This is a genomic window from Pseudomonas sp. P116, assembly GCF_020149425.1.
GTDB classification, from domain to species: domain Bacteria; phylum Pseudomonadota; class Gammaproteobacteria; order Pseudomonadales; family Pseudomonadaceae; genus Aquipseudomonas; species Aquipseudomonas anatoliensis.
The window spans coordinates 233,468-248,829 of record NZ_JACVHB010000001.1 but is presented as its reverse complement, the minus strand read 5'-3'; the positions used below and the strand labels follow the sequence as shown (position 1 = coordinate 248,829).

Annotated in this window: 15 protein-coding genes and 1 pseudogene; 4 read left to right on the top strand and 12 right to left on the bottom strand. The window is 56.0% G+C overall.

What is annotated here, in order from left to right:
- Nucleotides 1-10: 10 nt before the first annotated feature.
- The 4 genes and pseudogenes from ICA15_RS01435 (at nucleotide 11) to ICA15_RS01420 (ending at nucleotide 3,685) form a co-directional block, all read left to right on the top strand.
- Entirely contained in the window at nucleotides 11-1,231 is a 1,221-nt protein-coding gene (locus tag ICA15_RS01435; protein WP_047300482.1) for a cytochrome c, read from the top strand.
- 13 nt (nucleotides 1,232-1,244) lie between these two features.
- Nucleotides 1,245-2,450 (top strand): XdhC family protein, encoded by a 1,206-nt coding sequence (locus tag ICA15_RS01430; protein ID WP_047300483.1) that lies wholly within the window; start codon nucleotides 1,245-1,247, stop codon nucleotides 2,448-2,450.
- A 28-nt stretch (nucleotides 2,451-2,478) separates the two neighbouring features.
- Nucleotides 2,479-2,817, top strand: a complete 339-nt coding sequence (locus ICA15_RS01425) for a putative quinol monooxygenase (RefSeq protein ID WP_047300484.1) — start codon at nucleotides 2,479-2,481, stop codon at nucleotides 2,815-2,817.
- Nucleotides 2,814-3,685 (top strand): annotated as a pseudogene (locus ICA15_RS01420) (radical SAM protein). The gene ICA15_RS01425 and the pseudogene ICA15_RS01420 overlap by 4 nt, the downstream one beginning before the upstream one ends.
- Here ICA15_RS01420 and ICA15_RS01415 read toward each other — a convergent pair.
- The 12 genes from ICA15_RS01415 to ICA15_RS01355 all read right to left on the bottom strand — a co-directional run bounded on the left by ICA15_RS01415 (nucleotide 3,663) and on the right by ICA15_RS01355 (nucleotide 15,285).
- A complete protein-coding gene (locus ICA15_RS01415) occupies nucleotides 3,663-4,262 on the bottom strand; it encodes an NTP transferase domain-containing protein (protein WP_038443632.1) in 600 nt (199 codons plus the stop codon). The pseudogene ICA15_RS01420 and the gene ICA15_RS01415 sit on opposite strands and share 23 nt — an antisense overlap.
- 412 nt (nucleotides 4,263-4,674) lie before the next feature.
- Nucleotides 4,675-4,980: an ArsR/SmtB family transcription factor gene (locus ICA15_RS01405; RefSeq protein ID WP_047300485.1), complete on the bottom strand. Its 306-nt coding sequence runs from the start codon at nucleotides 4,978-4,980 to the stop codon at nucleotides 4,675-4,677.
- 138 nt (nucleotides 4,981-5,118) lie between these two features.
- The gene (locus tag ICA15_RS01400) at nucleotides 5,119-6,102 is read right to left on the bottom strand and encodes an LLM class oxidoreductase (protein ID WP_047300486.1); all 984 of its coding nucleotides are present in this window, start codon (nucleotides 6,100-6,102) and stop codon (nucleotides 5,119-5,121) included.
- A gap of 66 nt (nucleotides 6,103-6,168) precedes the next feature.
- Nucleotides 6,169-7,293 carry an alkene reductase gene (locus ICA15_RS01395; protein ID WP_010562392.1) on the bottom strand — a complete coding sequence of 375 codons (1,125 nt, stop codon included), beginning with the start codon at nucleotides 7,291-7,293 and terminating at the stop codon, nucleotides 6,169-6,171.
- Between the two features lie 63 nt (nucleotides 7,294-7,356).
- Nucleotides 7,357-8,856: an aldehyde dehydrogenase family protein gene (locus ICA15_RS01390; protein WP_047300487.1), complete on the bottom strand. Its 1,500-nt coding sequence runs from the start codon at nucleotides 8,854-8,856 to the stop codon at nucleotides 7,357-7,359.
- 260 nt (nucleotides 8,857-9,116) lie between these two features.
- Nucleotides 9,117-10,508, bottom strand: a complete 1,392-nt coding sequence (locus ICA15_RS01385) for an NAD-dependent succinate-semialdehyde dehydrogenase (RefSeq protein ID WP_047300488.1) — start codon at nucleotides 10,506-10,508, stop codon at nucleotides 9,117-9,119.
- 93 nt (nucleotides 10,509-10,601) lie between these two features.
- Nucleotides 10,602-10,895, bottom strand: a complete 294-nt coding sequence (locus ICA15_RS01380; RefSeq protein WP_010562395.1) for a DUF1330 domain-containing protein — start codon at nucleotides 10,893-10,895, stop codon at nucleotides 10,602-10,604.
- A 10-nt stretch (nucleotides 10,896-10,905) separates the two neighbouring features.
- On the bottom strand, nucleotides 10,906-11,583 hold the full coding sequence (locus tag ICA15_RS01375) for a type 1 glutamine amidotransferase domain-containing protein (RefSeq protein WP_047300489.1): 678 nt from the start codon (nucleotides 11,581-11,583) through the stop codon (nucleotides 10,906-10,908).
- 265 nt (nucleotides 11,584-11,848) lie between these two features.
- Nucleotides 11,849-12,490 carry a TetR/AcrR family transcriptional regulator gene (locus ICA15_RS01370; protein WP_047300490.1) on the bottom strand — a complete coding sequence of 214 codons (642 nt, stop codon included), beginning with the start codon at nucleotides 12,488-12,490 and terminating at the stop codon, nucleotides 11,849-11,851.
- 221 nt (nucleotides 12,491-12,711) lie between these two features.
- Nucleotides 12,712-13,209: a RadC family protein gene (radC, locus tag ICA15_RS01365; protein ID WP_047300491.1), complete on the bottom strand. Its 498-nt coding sequence runs from the start codon at nucleotides 13,207-13,209 to the stop codon at nucleotides 12,712-12,714.
- Between the two features lie 52 nt (nucleotides 13,210-13,261).
- Nucleotides 13,262-14,182, bottom strand: a complete 921-nt coding sequence (locus ICA15_RS01360; RefSeq protein WP_210555423.1) for a hydrolase or metal-binding protein — start codon at nucleotides 14,180-14,182, stop codon at nucleotides 13,262-13,264.
- A gap of 98 nt (nucleotides 14,183-14,280) precedes the next feature.
- Nucleotides 14,281-15,285, bottom strand: a complete 1,005-nt coding sequence (locus tag ICA15_RS01355) for a YqaJ viral recombinase family protein (RefSeq protein WP_047300493.1) — start codon at nucleotides 15,283-15,285, stop codon at nucleotides 14,281-14,283.
- Nucleotides 15,286-15,362 lie beyond the last annotated feature (77 nt).

Genomic DNA, 15,362 nt, shown 5'->3' with positions numbered 1-15,362 from the left:
GGAGTTACTCATGAATATGATAACAAGCTGGCTATTGCTCGCTAGCGGATTCCTGATGGCGCAGTTTGCGTATGCGCAGGACGACTTACTCGCTAGGGGCGAGTATCTTGCGCGCGCTGCAAATTGCGTGGCTTGCCATACCGTGCCCGGTGGTAAACCCTTCGCCGGTGGTGTCGAATTTAAGCTGCCATTCGGCTCGCTTTTTTCGCCCAATATCACTCCAGATAAGCAAACTGGCATCGGAGCCTGGACTGATGATGAGTTCGTTAGCGCGCTGCGAACCGGCGTGGGGCGCGATGGCAAACACTACTATCCAGCATTCCCTTATACGTCCTACAGCAAGATGTCGCGTGACGACATCCTGGCCATCAAAAGCTATCTCGATAGCCTGGAGCCAATCGAGCAGGTGGCTCGAGAGAACCAACTGAACTTCCCGTTCAATCAGCGTTGGGGGATGTTTTTCTGGAATATGCTGTTCCTGGACGACAAACAATTTCAAACCGAGGCCCAGCACTCTAACGAGTGGAATCGAGGCAAATACCTAGTGGAAGGTCCTGGCCACTGTGGTGAGTGCCATTCGCCTCGGAACCTGTTCCAAGCTGTCAGCAAAGACCGTTCGCTTGCCGGTAACCTGATACAGGGTTGGAACGCTTACAACATCAGCTCTGACCCGATACATGGCGTCGGTGCCTGGCCCACGGACGTGCTGGCGCGTTACTTGAAAGACGGCGCGGCGCCCGGATTCGGGTTGTCCACCGGGCCGATGGCGGAGGTGGTGGAGCACAGTCTGAGCCATCTGACCGACGCCGATCGTCACGCGATCGCCGTTTATCTCAAGGACTCACCGGCGCGCAGCGAAGGTGTGGCTCGTCCGCAGCAGGCTAAGCTTGCACCGCAGGGGGGCGACAATGCCCTTGGCAACAAACTGTTCGCCGAAGCCTGTTCTAGTTGTCACCGCTGGGACGGGGCCGGAAACCAGAGTCAGACGGCCATGCTACGGGGTCTAAAGACGGTCAACGATCCTGCCGCCAGTAACTTGCTGGGCATCCTGCTAAATGGGCATGGTTCGACCGACACCCGGGTAGATCGACGCATGCCGTCGTTCGGGACCATTTACTCCGACCAGGAATTGGCTGCGCTGAGCAGTTTCGTACTGAAACGCTTTGGCGAGACTGGTGCGCAGGTATCTGAGCAAGCTGTGGCCAAGCGCCGTACCGAGTCCCTTCATTGAGCCGAGGTGCCTCATGTCTGGTTTGATTCCACTGCTGGATGTACTCCTGGCGGAGCGCAATGCTGGCCGAGAAGCGGTGCTTGCGACCGTGGTAAAAGTCGACGGCTCTGCGTATCGGCGACCAGGAGCGCGGATGCTAGTCTCGCGCTTCGGCAGGCCCGAGGGGACCATCAGTGGTGGCTGCCTTGAGGCGGAAGTCGCCAGAAAAGCCTGGTGGTTAACTGAAACTGGGCCTGCACTGCGTAGCTACAGCACCTCCGAGGCGGATGAGGGCAGTGAGGAAGCGCTTAGTTTCGGGCTGGGCTGCAACGGTAAGGTTCACGTATTGTTCGAGCGGCTGCCTGCCAGTGGACCTTGCGCGTTGATTACTGCGTTGCTTGGCGTTCGCGACACCCAGCAACCGGCGGCCATCGCCACGGTGATCGCCAGCCCGGCTGATGGTTCACACCGGTTAGGTGATCGCCTGTTATTAGTGTCAGGACAAAGCGCCGAGGGCGAGTTGCTGCAGTCGGCGCTGGCTGAGCAGATCAGGAGTGATCTCCAACAGACCTTGGTGCGTGGAAAGTCATCCCGATATCTTTACCCGAATGGCACCGACAAGATTGAAGTGCTTATGGAGTACCTGCCGCCCGTGCGGCGTTTGGTAGTGTTTGGTGCGGGCCATGATGCCCAGCCGCTGGTGCGCATGGCCAAGCTCTTGGGCTGGCATGTGACAATCATCGATGGGCGGTCACACTTTGCCCGAGCAGAGCGTTTTCCCGACGCTGACCAGGTGCTGGTTGGCGATGTTGAGCAACCTTTCGCCTACCGTGAACTTGTACGCGGCGCAGCGGTGGCGGTGATGACTCACAGCTTGGTGCAAGACGCGCACTGGCTGCAGGGAGTGTTGCACAGTGAGCCCTGTTATGTAGGGCAGTTGGGCCCGCGTGAGCGCACCGAGCGCCTGCTGGCCGGTATCCACGAGCAGCAGGGCGAGTTGCCGGGGCTGGCGTGTTTGCATTATCCGATTGGCCTGGACCTGGGCGGCGACACTCCGGAAAGCGTGGCTATGGCGATGCTGGCGGAAATTCAGGCGGTGCTCAATGGTCGCAATGGTGGCAGCCTGCGTTTCAGGTCCGCGAGTATCCATGATAGCGACCCAGTGCTGATCGCTAGCGAGACCGAAACCGAAATCGCTTTTGCTGCAGAGGCTTATCGGCGGTTCGCCGTGCAGCCTTGACGACTAATCAACCGAGGAACCTATCAGGATGAATCAAGCCATACGCGTTGTAGCGATACTGACCGCCAAAGGCGGCAAAGAGCAGCAGGTCGAGCAGATTCTGCGAGCTTGCGTGCAGCCCTCGCGGGCCGAAGACGGTTGCTTGTCTTACGTCCTGAGTCGGTGCATTGAACAGGTCGGACGGTTTGTCTTCGTCGAGCGCTGGGCAAGCCATGAGGCGATAGCGCTTCATCGGCAGATGCCCCATTACACGGCCATGGCCAATGCCCTTGGCGAGCTGCTGAGCGATCGTCAGGTTTATGTGCTGGAGGCGTTGGCTGAGGATGGCGAGTCAGCCACTGGCTTCGACACGGACGTGGCTGGGTGATCGTCGATCGACAGGGTCGGCGTTTCCGCAAACTTCGCCTGAGCCTCACGGCTGCCTGCAATTACGCCTGCACCTACTGTGTGGCCGATGGCCGCCGCTTGGTGGCCGCGCGTGATGAGCTGACGGCCGCGTCGATGCTGCGCGCCGTCGAACTGCTCAGGGATGTCGCCGGTATCGACGCGCTGCGCATTACCGGCGGTGAGCCGCTGCTGAGTGATCGGCTGGAGCCTTTTCTGCAGGGCATCGGTGCGCTAGCGTTGCAGGACATCAGCCTGACCACTAATGGACAATTGCTGGCCGGCAAGTTGCCGTTATTGCGCAGCGCGCGCCTTCCGCAAGATCGCAAAGGGCGGCGATCTGCAGACGGTGCTTAACGGCATTGAGCTGGCGCGTCGATCTGGTATGAGCATCAAAATCAATATGGTGCCGATGCGTGGCAGCAACTTCGACCAGGTCATGCCCATGTTGGCGTTCTGCCTGGAGCAGGGCTACAACTTTTCGTACCCAGTTCGTCGGCCAGCGCGAGCTGATGGAGCTTATCGGCGAGTGTTATGTCTTCACACAAACCGAGGCAGCGCTAGATGCCACTGCGCTGCGTTATAGCGTGGGCGAGCGCGGGGCGTTCGGTATTATTGCCAACGAAAGCGCGCCCTTTTGCCGGAGCTGCAGTCGTCTGCGGTTGTCGTCTACGGGCTGGTTATACGGATGCCTATCATCCAATCGCGGACATTTTATGGGCGCGCTGTTGGATCTGCCGACTGAGCAGGCGCAGCCGCAACTGAAAGGGTTGCTCAGTCGTGCGCTGCAGGACAAACAAGACGCCACTTTTACCGGCAGTGCCCTGATTATGAAATCGGTGGGTGGCTAAGGTCGGCCGGCTTGTCGACGTCCAGCAGGATGCCCCTGTCAGCAAGCGTCACTTCTATCACCTGTTGCGCATGGGTGGCGATTAAAGCCTTGGCCCCATTCTCCCCTTGCAGTTGCATCAGCTCCGGCCAAAAGCGCCGGCCGAACAACACGGGGTGTCCGCGCTGGCCATCGCAGTAAGCGACAACAATATGTTCAGCGTGCGCATGCGCGCGCAACTGCAACAGCGTTGCGAGAGTAATCCACGGCATATCCCCGAGCAGCACCGCCACCGCAGTGGCCTGCGTATTTGCCAGGCTCTGGATGCCGGCGGCCAGGCTTGAGCCCATGCCCTGTTTGGCGTGGGCCGCACGTACCAGATGAATGCCATGCGGAATAGCCAAGGCCTCTGCATCATCCTCAGCCTTTAATACGACTCGAACATCGCTGAAGGCTTCTTTCGCGCGCAACAACGTCGCGCGCAAAAGGCTGTTGCCGTCTGCCAGTTGGGCAAGGCGTTTGTCGCTGCCGAAGCGTTGCCCGGAGCCGGCGGCGAGCACTAGGCCGACATACTCAGGCTTGCGGTGCGGTTCTGTCATGTTGAAAAAATCCTATGCTGCCCCCTGAAGAAGAGGGTCGGCCGTAAAAGACCACTAGGAGGCTTCGCGCTTCTCTCTGGCATGTGCAGTATTTTGCGTATACCGCTCCGGTTTCAGAGTGATTAAGTGACAGTTTGGCGAAACCAAAGTGCGTTTCCACTGGGTAGTGAAGAACGCCGCGCCACAGGTCAAGTTGTTCGATCTGTCGAACCTGCACATGTTCTGGCTGGCCGGTATTTGCTGATCACCCCAGGCGAGATGGGGGCGTAATGCAGAGTATGCCCGCTACGAAATGCTCGCTGCGGCTAAAAACTCATAAATGAACGGGTGATTTGATCGTTACTTGGTCAGATTGCTATTTTTGAAATCGGCAAGCACTGAAATCAGCCAGAAATACAAGGTTTCTTCAGCCTTAGATTTTTTCTTGCAGCGCCTTGAAAAAGGCATCGATATTTTCGTCGTGGCGTTTGTAGTAGGTCCAGGGGCCGATCCGCTGCGATGTCACCAATTGCGCGCGCTGCAGAGCTGCGAGATAAAGCGATGTGGTGGACTGCGAGAGGCCCGTGCGCTCTTGGATGATACTGACGCACACGCCTACCTTTTCTGGGTCGACCTCCTGCTCTGGAAAGATTGTCCTGGGATCCTTGAGCCAATTGAGGATGGCAAGGCGCATCGGGTTTGCCAATGCTTTCAGTGCTTCGTTGACGTCAATGGTCATAGAATTTTGATACCTGTTTTTTGCGATATTTAGATATCTTCCGGGTTTGCGCAGAAAAATGGAAGGTATTGACGTGACCTCTGCGCCCGCCGTCTGTTGCAAGGACTGGCCGCTCCTGGCTGAAGTATTGTTGCTCTGTCAGGCAGCACTATCAGAAGCCTGGACGCCGAATTGCGGGACGATATGCTTGCCAAGTTCCTCGATAACCTCTGCTGCGGGGCGTTTACCATACTTAAGGTTCAGGATGACGTGATCTACACCGATTTCCTGAAGTGTATCCAGCAAGGCCCGAAGGTGGTTACGTCCTAGTCGGAATCCTAGATGGATATGCGAGGGCGGCGTGGACGGGTGTTCGTCCAGGTCGATGTAAAGCGATTGCAAGAACGGCTTGTAGATAGTGCCACACTGTTTAACTATTTCCTGTCGCCAATCCTCCACGATCAGTCGCTGTATTTTTGGCGGACGTGGATAGTTGATCCATCCATGGCTTTCACGTGCGATCCAATCGAGTGGCTGGCGGCTGTGTCCGGTTACGAATAGCGGTATTTCCCGAGTCGTAGGTTTGGGAACGAGGTCGGCCCCCAGTAACTCGCCGCGACTCCAGCGAATGGGCTCGAAGTGTGTTCGATGGGCTTGGCGTATCACATTGAAGTTTTCTTGAAAGGTCTCGCCACGCTTTTCTGGATCAATGCTGAATGCGGGAAACTCCACGGGACGATCGCCAGAGGCTACTCCCAGGAGCAAGCGACCTCCGCTCAACTGATCAATGCTCGCTGCGGCCTTTGCCGTGTGCAAGGGATTACGCAAAGTAAGGGCGATGGAGGCGGTACCTAGTGCGATTTTTGTTGTATGGGCGGCCATGTAGCCCAGATACACCCAAGGGTCGAAAACCTGGCCGACATCGCCGAAGCTTGGGTCCCTGAGTGGGACGTCGCGAAACCAGAGCGCCGAAAAACCAAGTGCCTCTGCACGTTTGGCCAGCGCGACCTGATCTAGCATGCTCGGTGTATCACCTTCGAAAGCCTCTAGGGGAAAGAACAACCCAAGGCTTAGATGACCCTGCCTGAAGGTTCGTTTGAATCCCCTATGCTCTTGGTAGGGGATCGTGCTCGGTTGGTACATGCTTAACTTCCTCGGTCAGCAAACGCTGAGCCACGCCCCTGAGTTATGGGGCGTGGCATTGAGCGTTTAGGATTTGTAAGTCGGGTAGTCGGTGTAGCCCTTATCGGTACCGCCGTACATGCTGCTTGGATCAACTGGGTTAAGCGGCCAGTTGTTGGCGATACGAGCGGGCAGGTCGGGGTTCGCAATGAAGGGGCGACCAAAAGCGATCAGGTCGCCCCAGCCAGCTTTTATCACGCGATTTCCTCGTTCAGCGGTGTACTTGCCGGCATAGAGAATCTTGCCGCTGAAGGTCTTACGAACATCTTCCCGGAACGTCTCAGGCAGCTCGGGTGCGTTTTCCCAATCGGCTTCGGCGAGCGACAGGTAGGCAATGCCCACTTCCTCGAGGATCTTCACTGCCTCGATGTAGGTTTGGTGAGGATCTTCTTCGACCAGGCCAAGGTATACGCGGTCTTCGTCTGTGGTCGCGAACAGCGGGGCGAAGCGAACGCCCATGCGCTCCTTGCCGACGACACCAGCAACGGCCAGGGTGATTTCGCGCAGGAAGCGAAGACGGTTCTGCAGCGAACCGCCATATTCATCATCACGCTGGTTGGTATGGGCCGAAATGAACTGGTTTACCAGGTACCCGTTCGCGCAGTGAAGCTCCACCCCGTCAAAACCTGCGTCCAAAGCATTTCGGGCTGCTTGGGCGTAGAGCTCAACCAGTTCCTTTACCTCCTTGGTGGACAGGGCTCGTGGGGTCGATGGGTCGGCCAGTGCACCCGTGCCGGGGCCAGTTTCGATGAACACCTTGACGTTGTCCGCGCGGATGGCTGATGGCGCGACGGGCGCTTCACCACCGGGTTGCAGCGATGTGTGCGACACGCGGCCTACATGCCAAAGTTGAGCAAAGATCACCCCCCCTTCGGCGTGAACAGCGTCGGTGACCTTACGCCAGCCTTGTATCTGTTCTGGGCTATGAATGCCGGGTGTCCAGGCATAACCCTGTCCTCGGGGTTCGATCTGTGTGCCCTCGGTCACCATGAAGCCAGCACCGCTGCGCTGACGGTAATATGTGGCCATTAGGTCGTTCGCAATATTGCCGGGTTGGGAGCTGCGCGAACGCGTCAGTGGCGGCAGAACGATACGGTTCTTGAGGGTGTATGGGCCCAGCTGAGTGGTTTTAAAAAGTTCTGATTGTGTCATTTCGTTTACCTGCATATCTAAAATATTCGATGTTATAGGTCAAAAAAACATGGATCAGCGAGGTCAGAAGAGCCCGAGCGGTGCTTCGTTGAGGCTGACGTAGATGTTCTTCTTCTGGCTGTAGGCTTCCAGCATTGACTTGTGAGTTTCCCGTCCTAGGCCAGATTTCTTATAGCCACCAAAGGGGGCGTGGGCAGGGATCTCATGGTAGGTATTTACCCACATACGTCCGGTTTCCACCGCGCGTGCCACACGTAACGCCCGGTTGATGTCTTGGGTCCAGACTGCACCCGCTAGGCCGTACTCGGAGTCGTTGGCCATGGCGATGACCTCCGCTTCATCCTTGAAAGGAATGACGCACAGAACAGGGCCGAAAATTTCCTCGTAGGCGACGCGCATATCGTTGCGAACACCGACCAGAATCGTTGGCTGGATGAAGAAGCCGGCATCGTAATCGGCACCTGTAAGACGACCGCCGCCGATCAGTACCTCGGCACCTTCCTGTTTGGCGATATCAACGTAGCCGAGGATCCGTTCCATCTGGGTCTTGCTGACCTGTGCGCCCATCATGGTGTCTGGGTTCAATGGGTCACCCACACGCACAGCTTCGAACTTATGCTTGAGCTCAGCCAGGAATTGCTCGTAGATGGACTCGTGAACGAACAGCCGTGCGCCGGATTCGCAGACTTGGCCTTGGTTCCACAGGATGGCGAGGACTGCGCCTTCCACGGCCTTGTCCCAGTTCGCATCGGGGAAAACGATGTTGGCCGACTTGCCGCCCAGTTCAAGGGTGGCAGGAATGATTTTCTTCGCTGCCGCATTGGCGACGAGTTCGCCGACACGCGTCGAGCCAGTGAAGGCAAGCTTGCGCAGGTCTGGATGATCCAGTAGCGCCTGGCCAACTGAGGTGCCTAAGCCTGTGACGATGTTGACCACGCCGGCCGGAAGTACCTTGGCGAAGATCTTCGCCAGTTCAAGGATGGTTACCGGGGTCAGCTCAGAAGGTTTGATGACTACGGTGTTACCCGCCGCGATGGCTGGAGCGATCTTCCAGGCGGCCATAAGAAGCGGGAAGTTCCACGGAATCACTTGGCCCACGACGCCGAGGGGTTCACTGAGCGCGATGCTGAGTGTTTGCTCATCCAGCATGACCGCCTCATCCGATTGGCTGCGGATTGCGCCGGCGAAGTAGCGGAAGTGATCAATCGCCAGTGGGATGTCGACGGAGCGACTTTCACGAATGGGTTTGCCTACATCAAGGGTTTCCAGAACGGCGAACCGATCGGCATCGGCTTCCAGCAGGTCGGCGATCTTCAGCAACGCATTGGCGCGTTCCGCTGGCGAGGTGGTACGCCAGGTCACGAAGGCGCGTTTTGCGGCCTGCACCGCGCGGTCGACGTCGGCAGCTGTGGCGTCTGGGATGTTGGTGAGAATTTTTCCGTTAGCGGGGTTGATAATGTCGAGGGTTTCACTGTTTTCGGCCGCCACCCACTGGTTGTCGATAAACAGGCCGTAGCTGTTGTCGGGAAGGTAGCTCGGATGGGTATCACTGGAATTTTGCATGGGTTACCTCCTGAGGTAAGTGCTATGGGTTTGGTTGAGATTATTTGAGATATTGATATATGTCAATATGCAGTTGTGTATTCGCGCAGGCATTCCTATCGCCGCACCTTTTCAGCCTGCTTCTGGATCGGCGGGGAGCGCGCTGTGCTGCGCGCCAGGCTTGGCTACGTAGTCCAGCCCCCCCCCGATCTCTTCATCAAAGAGGGGGGGCTGCTGCATAAAAGCACTGAGGCCTGTTTGCGTTGAGGTGAAGATGTAAGTCAGAACGGCGCGTCGATATCCATGACGTTAATCAGCTTGTGGTTGACGAATTCCTTGATTCCCAAACCAATCAGCTCGCGACCGTAACCAGATCTTTTGATTCCGCCGAAAGGTAGGTCGGCTTTCGATGACGTTGGGTGATTGACGAACACCATGCCTGTCTCGATGCGCTTAGCAACCTCAACACCATGCTGGGCGTCTGCGGTGAATACCGAACCACCGAGCCCGAACGGAGAGTCGTTGGCGATAACTATCGCGTCTTCTTCGTCTTTAGCTTGTAGGATCATCGAGACCGGACCGAAGAACTCCCAGTAGTAGGCAGGGTTATCAGGCGTCAGGTTGGTCAGAATGGTCGGTTGAACAAATGCACCCTTGCTTGGTACCTTGGGCCCAACCTCGGTGGCCGTAGCACCGTAGTTGACTGCTTCACGAATCTTCGCGCGGATTTCGTCGGCGGCAGTTTGAGATGACAGGGGGGCTAGATTTGTTTCCGGATCGAACGGGTCGCCGGCCTTCAGTTGTGCTACACCTTCGGCATAAAGGCGCAGGAACTCGTCGTAGACTTCTTCCACTACAATCATGCGTTTGGATGATATGCACACCTGTCCAGCATTCCAGTGACGGCCTACAACAGCCCACTTCACGGTCTTTTTCAGTTCAGCGTCGCGCAGAACTATGAAGGCATCTGCCCCCCCCAGTTCCAATGTAGATTTCTTCAGTGCCTTGCCAGCCTGGGAGGCGATGATGGCACCTGCGCCTTCGGAACCGGTCAGTGCCACCCCATGTACTCGAGAGTCGTTGAGGATTGTCTCGATTTGCTGGCGAGTTGCGTACATGTTGCTGAATGCGCCAGCAGGTAGACCAGCATCAAGCAGTAGTTGTTCGAAAGCTTCGGCACATTGCGGTACGTTTGAAGCATGTTTGAGCAGCACGGTATTACCCGCTGCCAACTGCGGTGCGAGAATGCGAGCAATTTGATAGTAAGGAAAGTTCCATGGTTCAATGGCCAGGATAGTGCCCAACGGCTCATGGACCAAGATTGCTTCACCCTCGGCTGGGTCGGCTACCGGCAGCTTCTGCGGAGTTAACAAAGCTTCTGCATGTTTAACGTAATACTCAAAGATACTTGCTGAGATTTCTACTTCACCTAATGCTTCGGCAGTGATCTTGCCCATCTCCAGTGTTAGCAACCGGGCATAGTCGTTTGCTCGCGCGCGCAGCAGGTCGGCAGCTCGCTGAAGGACGGCCCCACGCTCTGCGATTGAGCAATTCTTCCAGACAAGAAATGCGTTGTGAGACGCCTCAAGAGCCTGTTCAATCTGAATATCTGTTGCATCTGGAAAACTTTTTAGAACTTCACCTGTATAGGGATTAACGGATGCGTATGCCATGCTGTTTCTCCAGTAATTTTAAGTAAATTTGATTTGTTAATGAGGCTGTTAAGTAGACAGAAACTAAACTGCGGGAATATTTTGGTGCATTTACTAATGATTGATGCCATCAATCAGGAATACTCGGTAAACCGCACCTTTAAGACGATGTTGCAGTGCCTCTTGGTAGGCGGGGCTGGAGTACCACTCTCGAGCTGCTGCTATGTCCGGAAATTGAAGAATGACTGCGCCCTCAATCGGTCCGCCTTCGAGCACCTCCAGTTGGCCGTAGAAGGCCAATGGTGTGAGGTTCCGACCCTGGCGTGCCGCCGGTGCTTTACGGGCATAGAGTTTCAACTCAGCCTCGTCGGTGGTGTGTTCACGTGTGAAGACTACGTAGGCGGACATTGACGTAGTCTCAGGCCAACAGCTTGAGCAGCGAGTGAGCCGTAGCTTCAGAGGAAGCAGGGTTCTGGCCAGTAACGAGCAACCCATCGACTTCGACATGAACCGTCCAGTCGGCACCCTTGGTATAGCGCCCACCATTTGCCTTGAGCATGTCCTCTACGAGGAAAGGCACGATTTGAGTTAGACCCACCGCAGCTTCCTCGCTATTGCTGAAGCCGGTTACTGTCTTGCCTGCAACCAGTGGTTTGCCATCTGTACTTTTGACGTGGCGCAGAACCGCTGGTGCGTGGCAGACAGCTCCGACAGGTTTGCCGGATTGGACGGATTTCTCGATCAGAGAGATGGAAAAGATGTCTTCCGTAAGATCCCACAGTGGGCCATGGCCGCCTGGGTAGAACACAGCGTCGAAATCTGTAATGGAAATCTCGCTTAACTTACGGGTGTGGGCCAGCTTGTGGATTGCGACCGGATCTGTATCAAAACGGTGAGTGGCTTCGGTCTGGAAGTCGGGTTCGTTGCTCTTTGGATCGAGTGGCGGCTGACCACCCTTAGGGGATGCCAAGATGAGTTCTGCACCTGCGTCAATGAAAGCGTAATAGGGCGCAGCCAACTCTTCGAGCCAAAACCCAGTCTTCTCGCCGGTGTTGCCAAGTTCGTCATGTGAAGTGAGGACTAGAAGGATCTTCATGCTATTTACCTGTCGGTGTAGGGTTTTAATGGGTTTCTGCTTTTACTAGCCCCGTCCGCTGATGTGGAGTTTATTTCACGGAATCGGCACAGAACTCTGGAGTAATCGGTTCGATTTTACTAAGCGTCGGCTAGTCGCCGGGTGCAGACTTCCTTGTGCTAGCGGAGTTTGATCAGTTGAGAACTTCCTAGACGCCAAGACGAAGTGCGCAAGGCCTACTGGCAATATTGAGCATGTCTAGATTCTAAATTAATAGACCAGTCACTTATTTTTCGGATAACACTTTAGCCCTATAGGTGTTCTTCTCCAATGGAGTTGGTTGTTCCAACAAGTGTCGGGTAGCGTTTCGTGCATCTTCTAAGGGTATTCTGTCTCGAGTGATCTTGGCTCGCAGACTCGCACCTAACCAGAGCTGGTACAACATGGTTGCCGTACTCTGTGCATCTAAATGGGTGGGCAATGATTTGTCCACGATTCCATCGTTAATAGCATCAACCAGTCGCGCAATGACCCGGTCAGTACTTTGTAGTAGAACTAAACGCATGGGTTCTGACAGATCGCTGACTTCTGCTGCCAGCTTCACGGCTAGGCATTTGCTTTGCGGGTCGCAGGTTGATTGTGTCTCCAACCAGTGCTCCCAGTAGCTCATGAGACGCTCCGCGGAGGATGTCAAAGAGCCAGTTAACAAGCTCTCTAGTTGCTCCATGTACCCGCAGAAGTAGTTCTCCAATAAGGCTTCGCCGAAGGACTCTTTGGATGAAAAATAGTGATAGAACGAACCCTTGGGCACATTTGCAGCCTTCAGGATCTCGTTCAAGCCAACTGCTGCGAAGCCCTTGCCCGCGATGATTGCCTGGGCAGTACCCAGAATGTGTAGACGTACGTCGGTCGTTGTAAGTGGGTTCATAGGTGTACTGTATGACAAAATAGACCAGTCGTCTACAGTTGAGTGCTTCTCCTGGCGAGCTGGCAGTGCTGGAGGGCTTACTGGTTTCCCACACGGTTTTTTCCATCTCGCAATTCATTGGATATTAGTCGGATTTAACGCAAAAAAATTGCCGAGGCAGCCACCTCAGTGGCGTCCTTTGGACTCAACCAAAGGCAACCATAGAGGCGGTTAGCATCGTTTTACAAATAACCCCGCTCAGCCAATGACACACAGCCCTCATACCCCACAATGACATGATCCAATGTTTGGGTACCGACCATGTTCAGGGCGTTCTTGAGCGTTGTGGTGAGCGTGCGATCGGCTTGGCTGGGTTCAGGATCGCCCGATGGATGATTGTGAACCAGAATTACGGCCGCGGCGTTGTGCTCCAGCGCGATCTTGACCACTTCCCTTGGGTACACGTAGGCACCATCCAGCGTGCCTCGGAACAGCTCTCGGAAACCAATTACCCGGTGTTTGGTATCGAGCAGCAGTAGCGCAAAAACTTCGTGCTCGTGGTACTGCAGCAGTGTTTGCAGGTGGCTGAAGACCTGCTTCGGCTCAGTCAGTGCCCGGCCTTTAGACAGACGACTCATCGCGAGTTGTTGCGCCATCTGCAGGATGTCGATCTCGGTGACTGGTGATTCCATGACATAGGTACCGGTCGTTTCACCGGCTATGAGCTTGTGATATTTCATGCGGGTATTCCTGTACGAATGCGTGGGAACGGAGGGGTATTGAGACGCGCGGTTACTGGACGGTGGGTTTGCTGTTGTGCCGCGTGGCTTGGGATTCCAGCTTTTGGGCCAGTGATGTTTTTGCAGGCGCTGCCCGTTGGGCTTGGGGCTCTACAGGGCTGGGCTGATCTTCAATGACGGGGAAGAGCTCCTCGACGACGGCACCGGTGTCCTCCTCGCTGTCCTCAAAGGCCCCATTGTTAAAGCCCCGACGGGCCGCGTGATCCAGTGCTCCCTGGTCAAAGCCAGAGGCTTGCCGGGATTCATCCAGTTGCTTAGCCTCCAGCAAGGCATGTTCCATACTCAGACCTCTGCGTACCGTGATGTCTACGTAGAAAATCGGGGTACCGTGGCTCTGCCGAGTGGACTTACCACGCAGACGCAGCTCCAGCGGCAGACAGGCCAGGCGATTGCCGGAGATTGCGCTGAAGTACTGCAGGCGTGCCGCCAGGGTGCGGATGCTGTTAAAACCTGTAGTGCGAAACACAAAGCTGCCCAGCGGATCATCGTCACCGACCACCACGTTGAGTCGGCCGTAAGGCTTGCAGGCATTGCCTTGGGCCAGTGAGCAGCCATCCGGTGAAGGGCAGGACAACGACTCGATGCCGTCCTTGGTCAAACGCTTGCAGGTCTCACCATTTCCGACGCACACCGGCCGACCGGTGTTACGGTCGAACAGGCTGTAGTCAGCCCGAAAATTCAGGTCCGGCTCGTTGAACATTAAACGAATCGGAATGCTGCGCAGTTTGCCATCTTGGCCATTACGCAGTTCCTCATTGAGCGGGTGCAGCAGCCAACCGTCGCGGTTTTGTACCTGCGAGGTAAGGGTGAACTGATCGTCTTTCTCGGGCAGACGCTTGCCGTTTTTCTCGACGACTTTGCCGATGGAAATGCGCCCGAGCACCGGTGGGGTAATGGCTAAACCTTTGAGCATGGGAGTTCTCCTGTATCTGAAATAAAAACGCCACCGAGACCGCGCAAACGGCCAGGGTGGCGTTGGAGAGAAAGGGCATGGGAAGAGCGAACGAACGTTCAGGCCAGCAGAAAACGCCGACTGCCGATTTTGGTGGTCGAGTAGCGCATTTGCAGATAGGGCTTTTCTTTCAGCAGACGGGGGATATCCAGGGCCACGCTGTCTTTGGCCTTCTTCCAAGTGATGCAGCCGGTTGCGAAGGTCGCCCGACTGGCATCGCCCATGGCCTGTTGCAACGTTTGCTTGAGCTGAGCTTCCTGCGTCTCCTGCAGAGCAATCGATTCGCGCACGCTCTGCAGTTTGGTAAAGGTCGTACAGAGCAGAGTGTCCTGGCTGAAGTCCAGGCTTTGCCCACTGTCCTGTGGATACAGGCAGCGCAACGCCTGCTCCGCCGAGGCCGAACCGTCTGCCGGCGGCGGGGTATCACTGACGACGTAATCCCAGAACAGCTGCTCCAGGTCGATCAGCCGAGCAATCAGCGACTCGTCGCGTTCGATGCGATGGATCTCCAGGTGCTGACCACCCAGCAAGACCGCTACATCCGCCGCCTGCTTGCCAGTCACGGCCAGCTGGTGCATGACCTGCAACTGAACATACTCCGGCACGCCCTCTTTCCAGAGACGCGCGCCGTTTATGCCTGCAGTTTTACATTCAAGGATTTGTACATCGTCTGCACCGATCACCTCTCGGTCGATGTTGGCCAGCATCCAGGGCAGTTTAGGATCCGGATGCTGCAGCACTGCATTGATACGTCGTACTCGGTTACCGCTACGCTTGCTGTAATGCCAGGCGACGATGGGTTCCAGCACATTGCCCCAGTAGGCTGGACTCTCCTCATCCTGCGGATCGAGCTTGGGCAATGGTTCGTCACGGCCAGTTTTCTCCATCCACAGCTCCAGCTGAGATTTGTAAGGGTTAAGGCCTATGGCAGCGGCGGCATCCGAGCTGCCGATGCCTTGTTTACGTACAGCCAGCCAGTCTTCTCGGGGAAGTTGTTTGGACCCCACCAGGCGCAAGGCGGGGCGGGGTTTGCTGCAGGGTTGTTGCAGCGATTGCGTTTCCATGATGTTTTCCTATCTGGCATAAAAAACGCCCGGCCAGCAGGAACTGACCAGGCGTTTTAATAGATGAGTAGGTGAGT

Excerpts from the sequence above, each read along its gene's own strand:
- ICA15_RS01395 (WP_010562392.1), bottom strand. The coding sequence starts at position 7,293 with ATGACACAATCAGAACTTTTTAAAACCACTCAGCTGGGCCCATACACC.
- ICA15_RS01390 (WP_047300487.1), bottom strand. The coding sequence starts at position 8,856 with ATGCAAAATTCCAGTGATACCCATCCGAGCTACCTTCCCGACAACAGC.
- ICA15_RS01405 (WP_047300485.1), bottom strand. The coding sequence starts at position 4,980 with ATGACCATTGACGTCAACGAAGCACTGAAAGCATTGGCAAACCCGATG.
- ICA15_RS01435 (WP_047300482.1), top strand. The coding sequence starts at position 11 with ATGAATATGATAACAAGCTGGCTATTGCTCGCTAGCGGATTCCTGATG.
- ICA15_RS01355 (WP_047300493.1), bottom strand. The coding sequence starts at position 15,285 with ATGGAAACGCAATCGCTGCAACAACCCTGCAGCAAACCCCGCCCCGCC.
- radC (WP_047300491.1), bottom strand. The coding sequence starts at position 13,209 with ATGAAATATCACAAGCTCATAGCCGGTGAAACGACCGGTACCTATGTC.
- ICA15_RS01385 (WP_047300488.1), bottom strand. The coding sequence starts at position 10,508 with ATGGCATACGCATCCGTTAATCCCTATACAGGTGAAGTTCTAAAAAGT.
- ICA15_RS01375 (WP_047300489.1), bottom strand. The coding sequence starts at position 11,583 with ATGAAGATCCTTCTAGTCCTCACTTCACATGACGAACTTGGCAACACC.
- ICA15_RS01430 (WP_047300483.1), top strand. The coding sequence starts at position 1,245 with ATGTCTGGTTTGATTCCACTGCTGGATGTACTCCTGGCGGAGCGCAAT.
- ICA15_RS01380 (WP_010562395.1), bottom strand. The coding sequence starts at position 10,895 with ATGTCCGCCTACGTAGTCTTCACACGTGAACACACCACCGACGAGGCT.
- ICA15_RS01360 (WP_210555423.1), bottom strand. The coding sequence starts at position 14,182 with ATGCTCAAAGGTTTAGCCATTACCCCACCGGTGCTCGGGCGCATTTCC.
- ICA15_RS01425 (WP_047300484.1), top strand. The coding sequence starts at position 2,479 with ATGAATCAAGCCATACGCGTTGTAGCGATACTGACCGCCAAAGGCGGC.
- ICA15_RS01370 (WP_047300490.1), bottom strand. The coding sequence starts at position 12,490 with ATGAACCCACTTACAACGACCGACGTACGTCTACACATTCTGGGTACT.
- ICA15_RS01415 (WP_038443632.1), bottom strand. The coding sequence starts at position 4,262 with ATGACAGAACCGCACCGCAAGCCTGAGTATGTCGGCCTAGTGCTCGCC.
- ICA15_RS01400 (WP_047300486.1), bottom strand. The coding sequence starts at position 6,102 with ATGTACCAACCGAGCACGATCCCCTACCAAGAGCATAGGGGATTCAAA.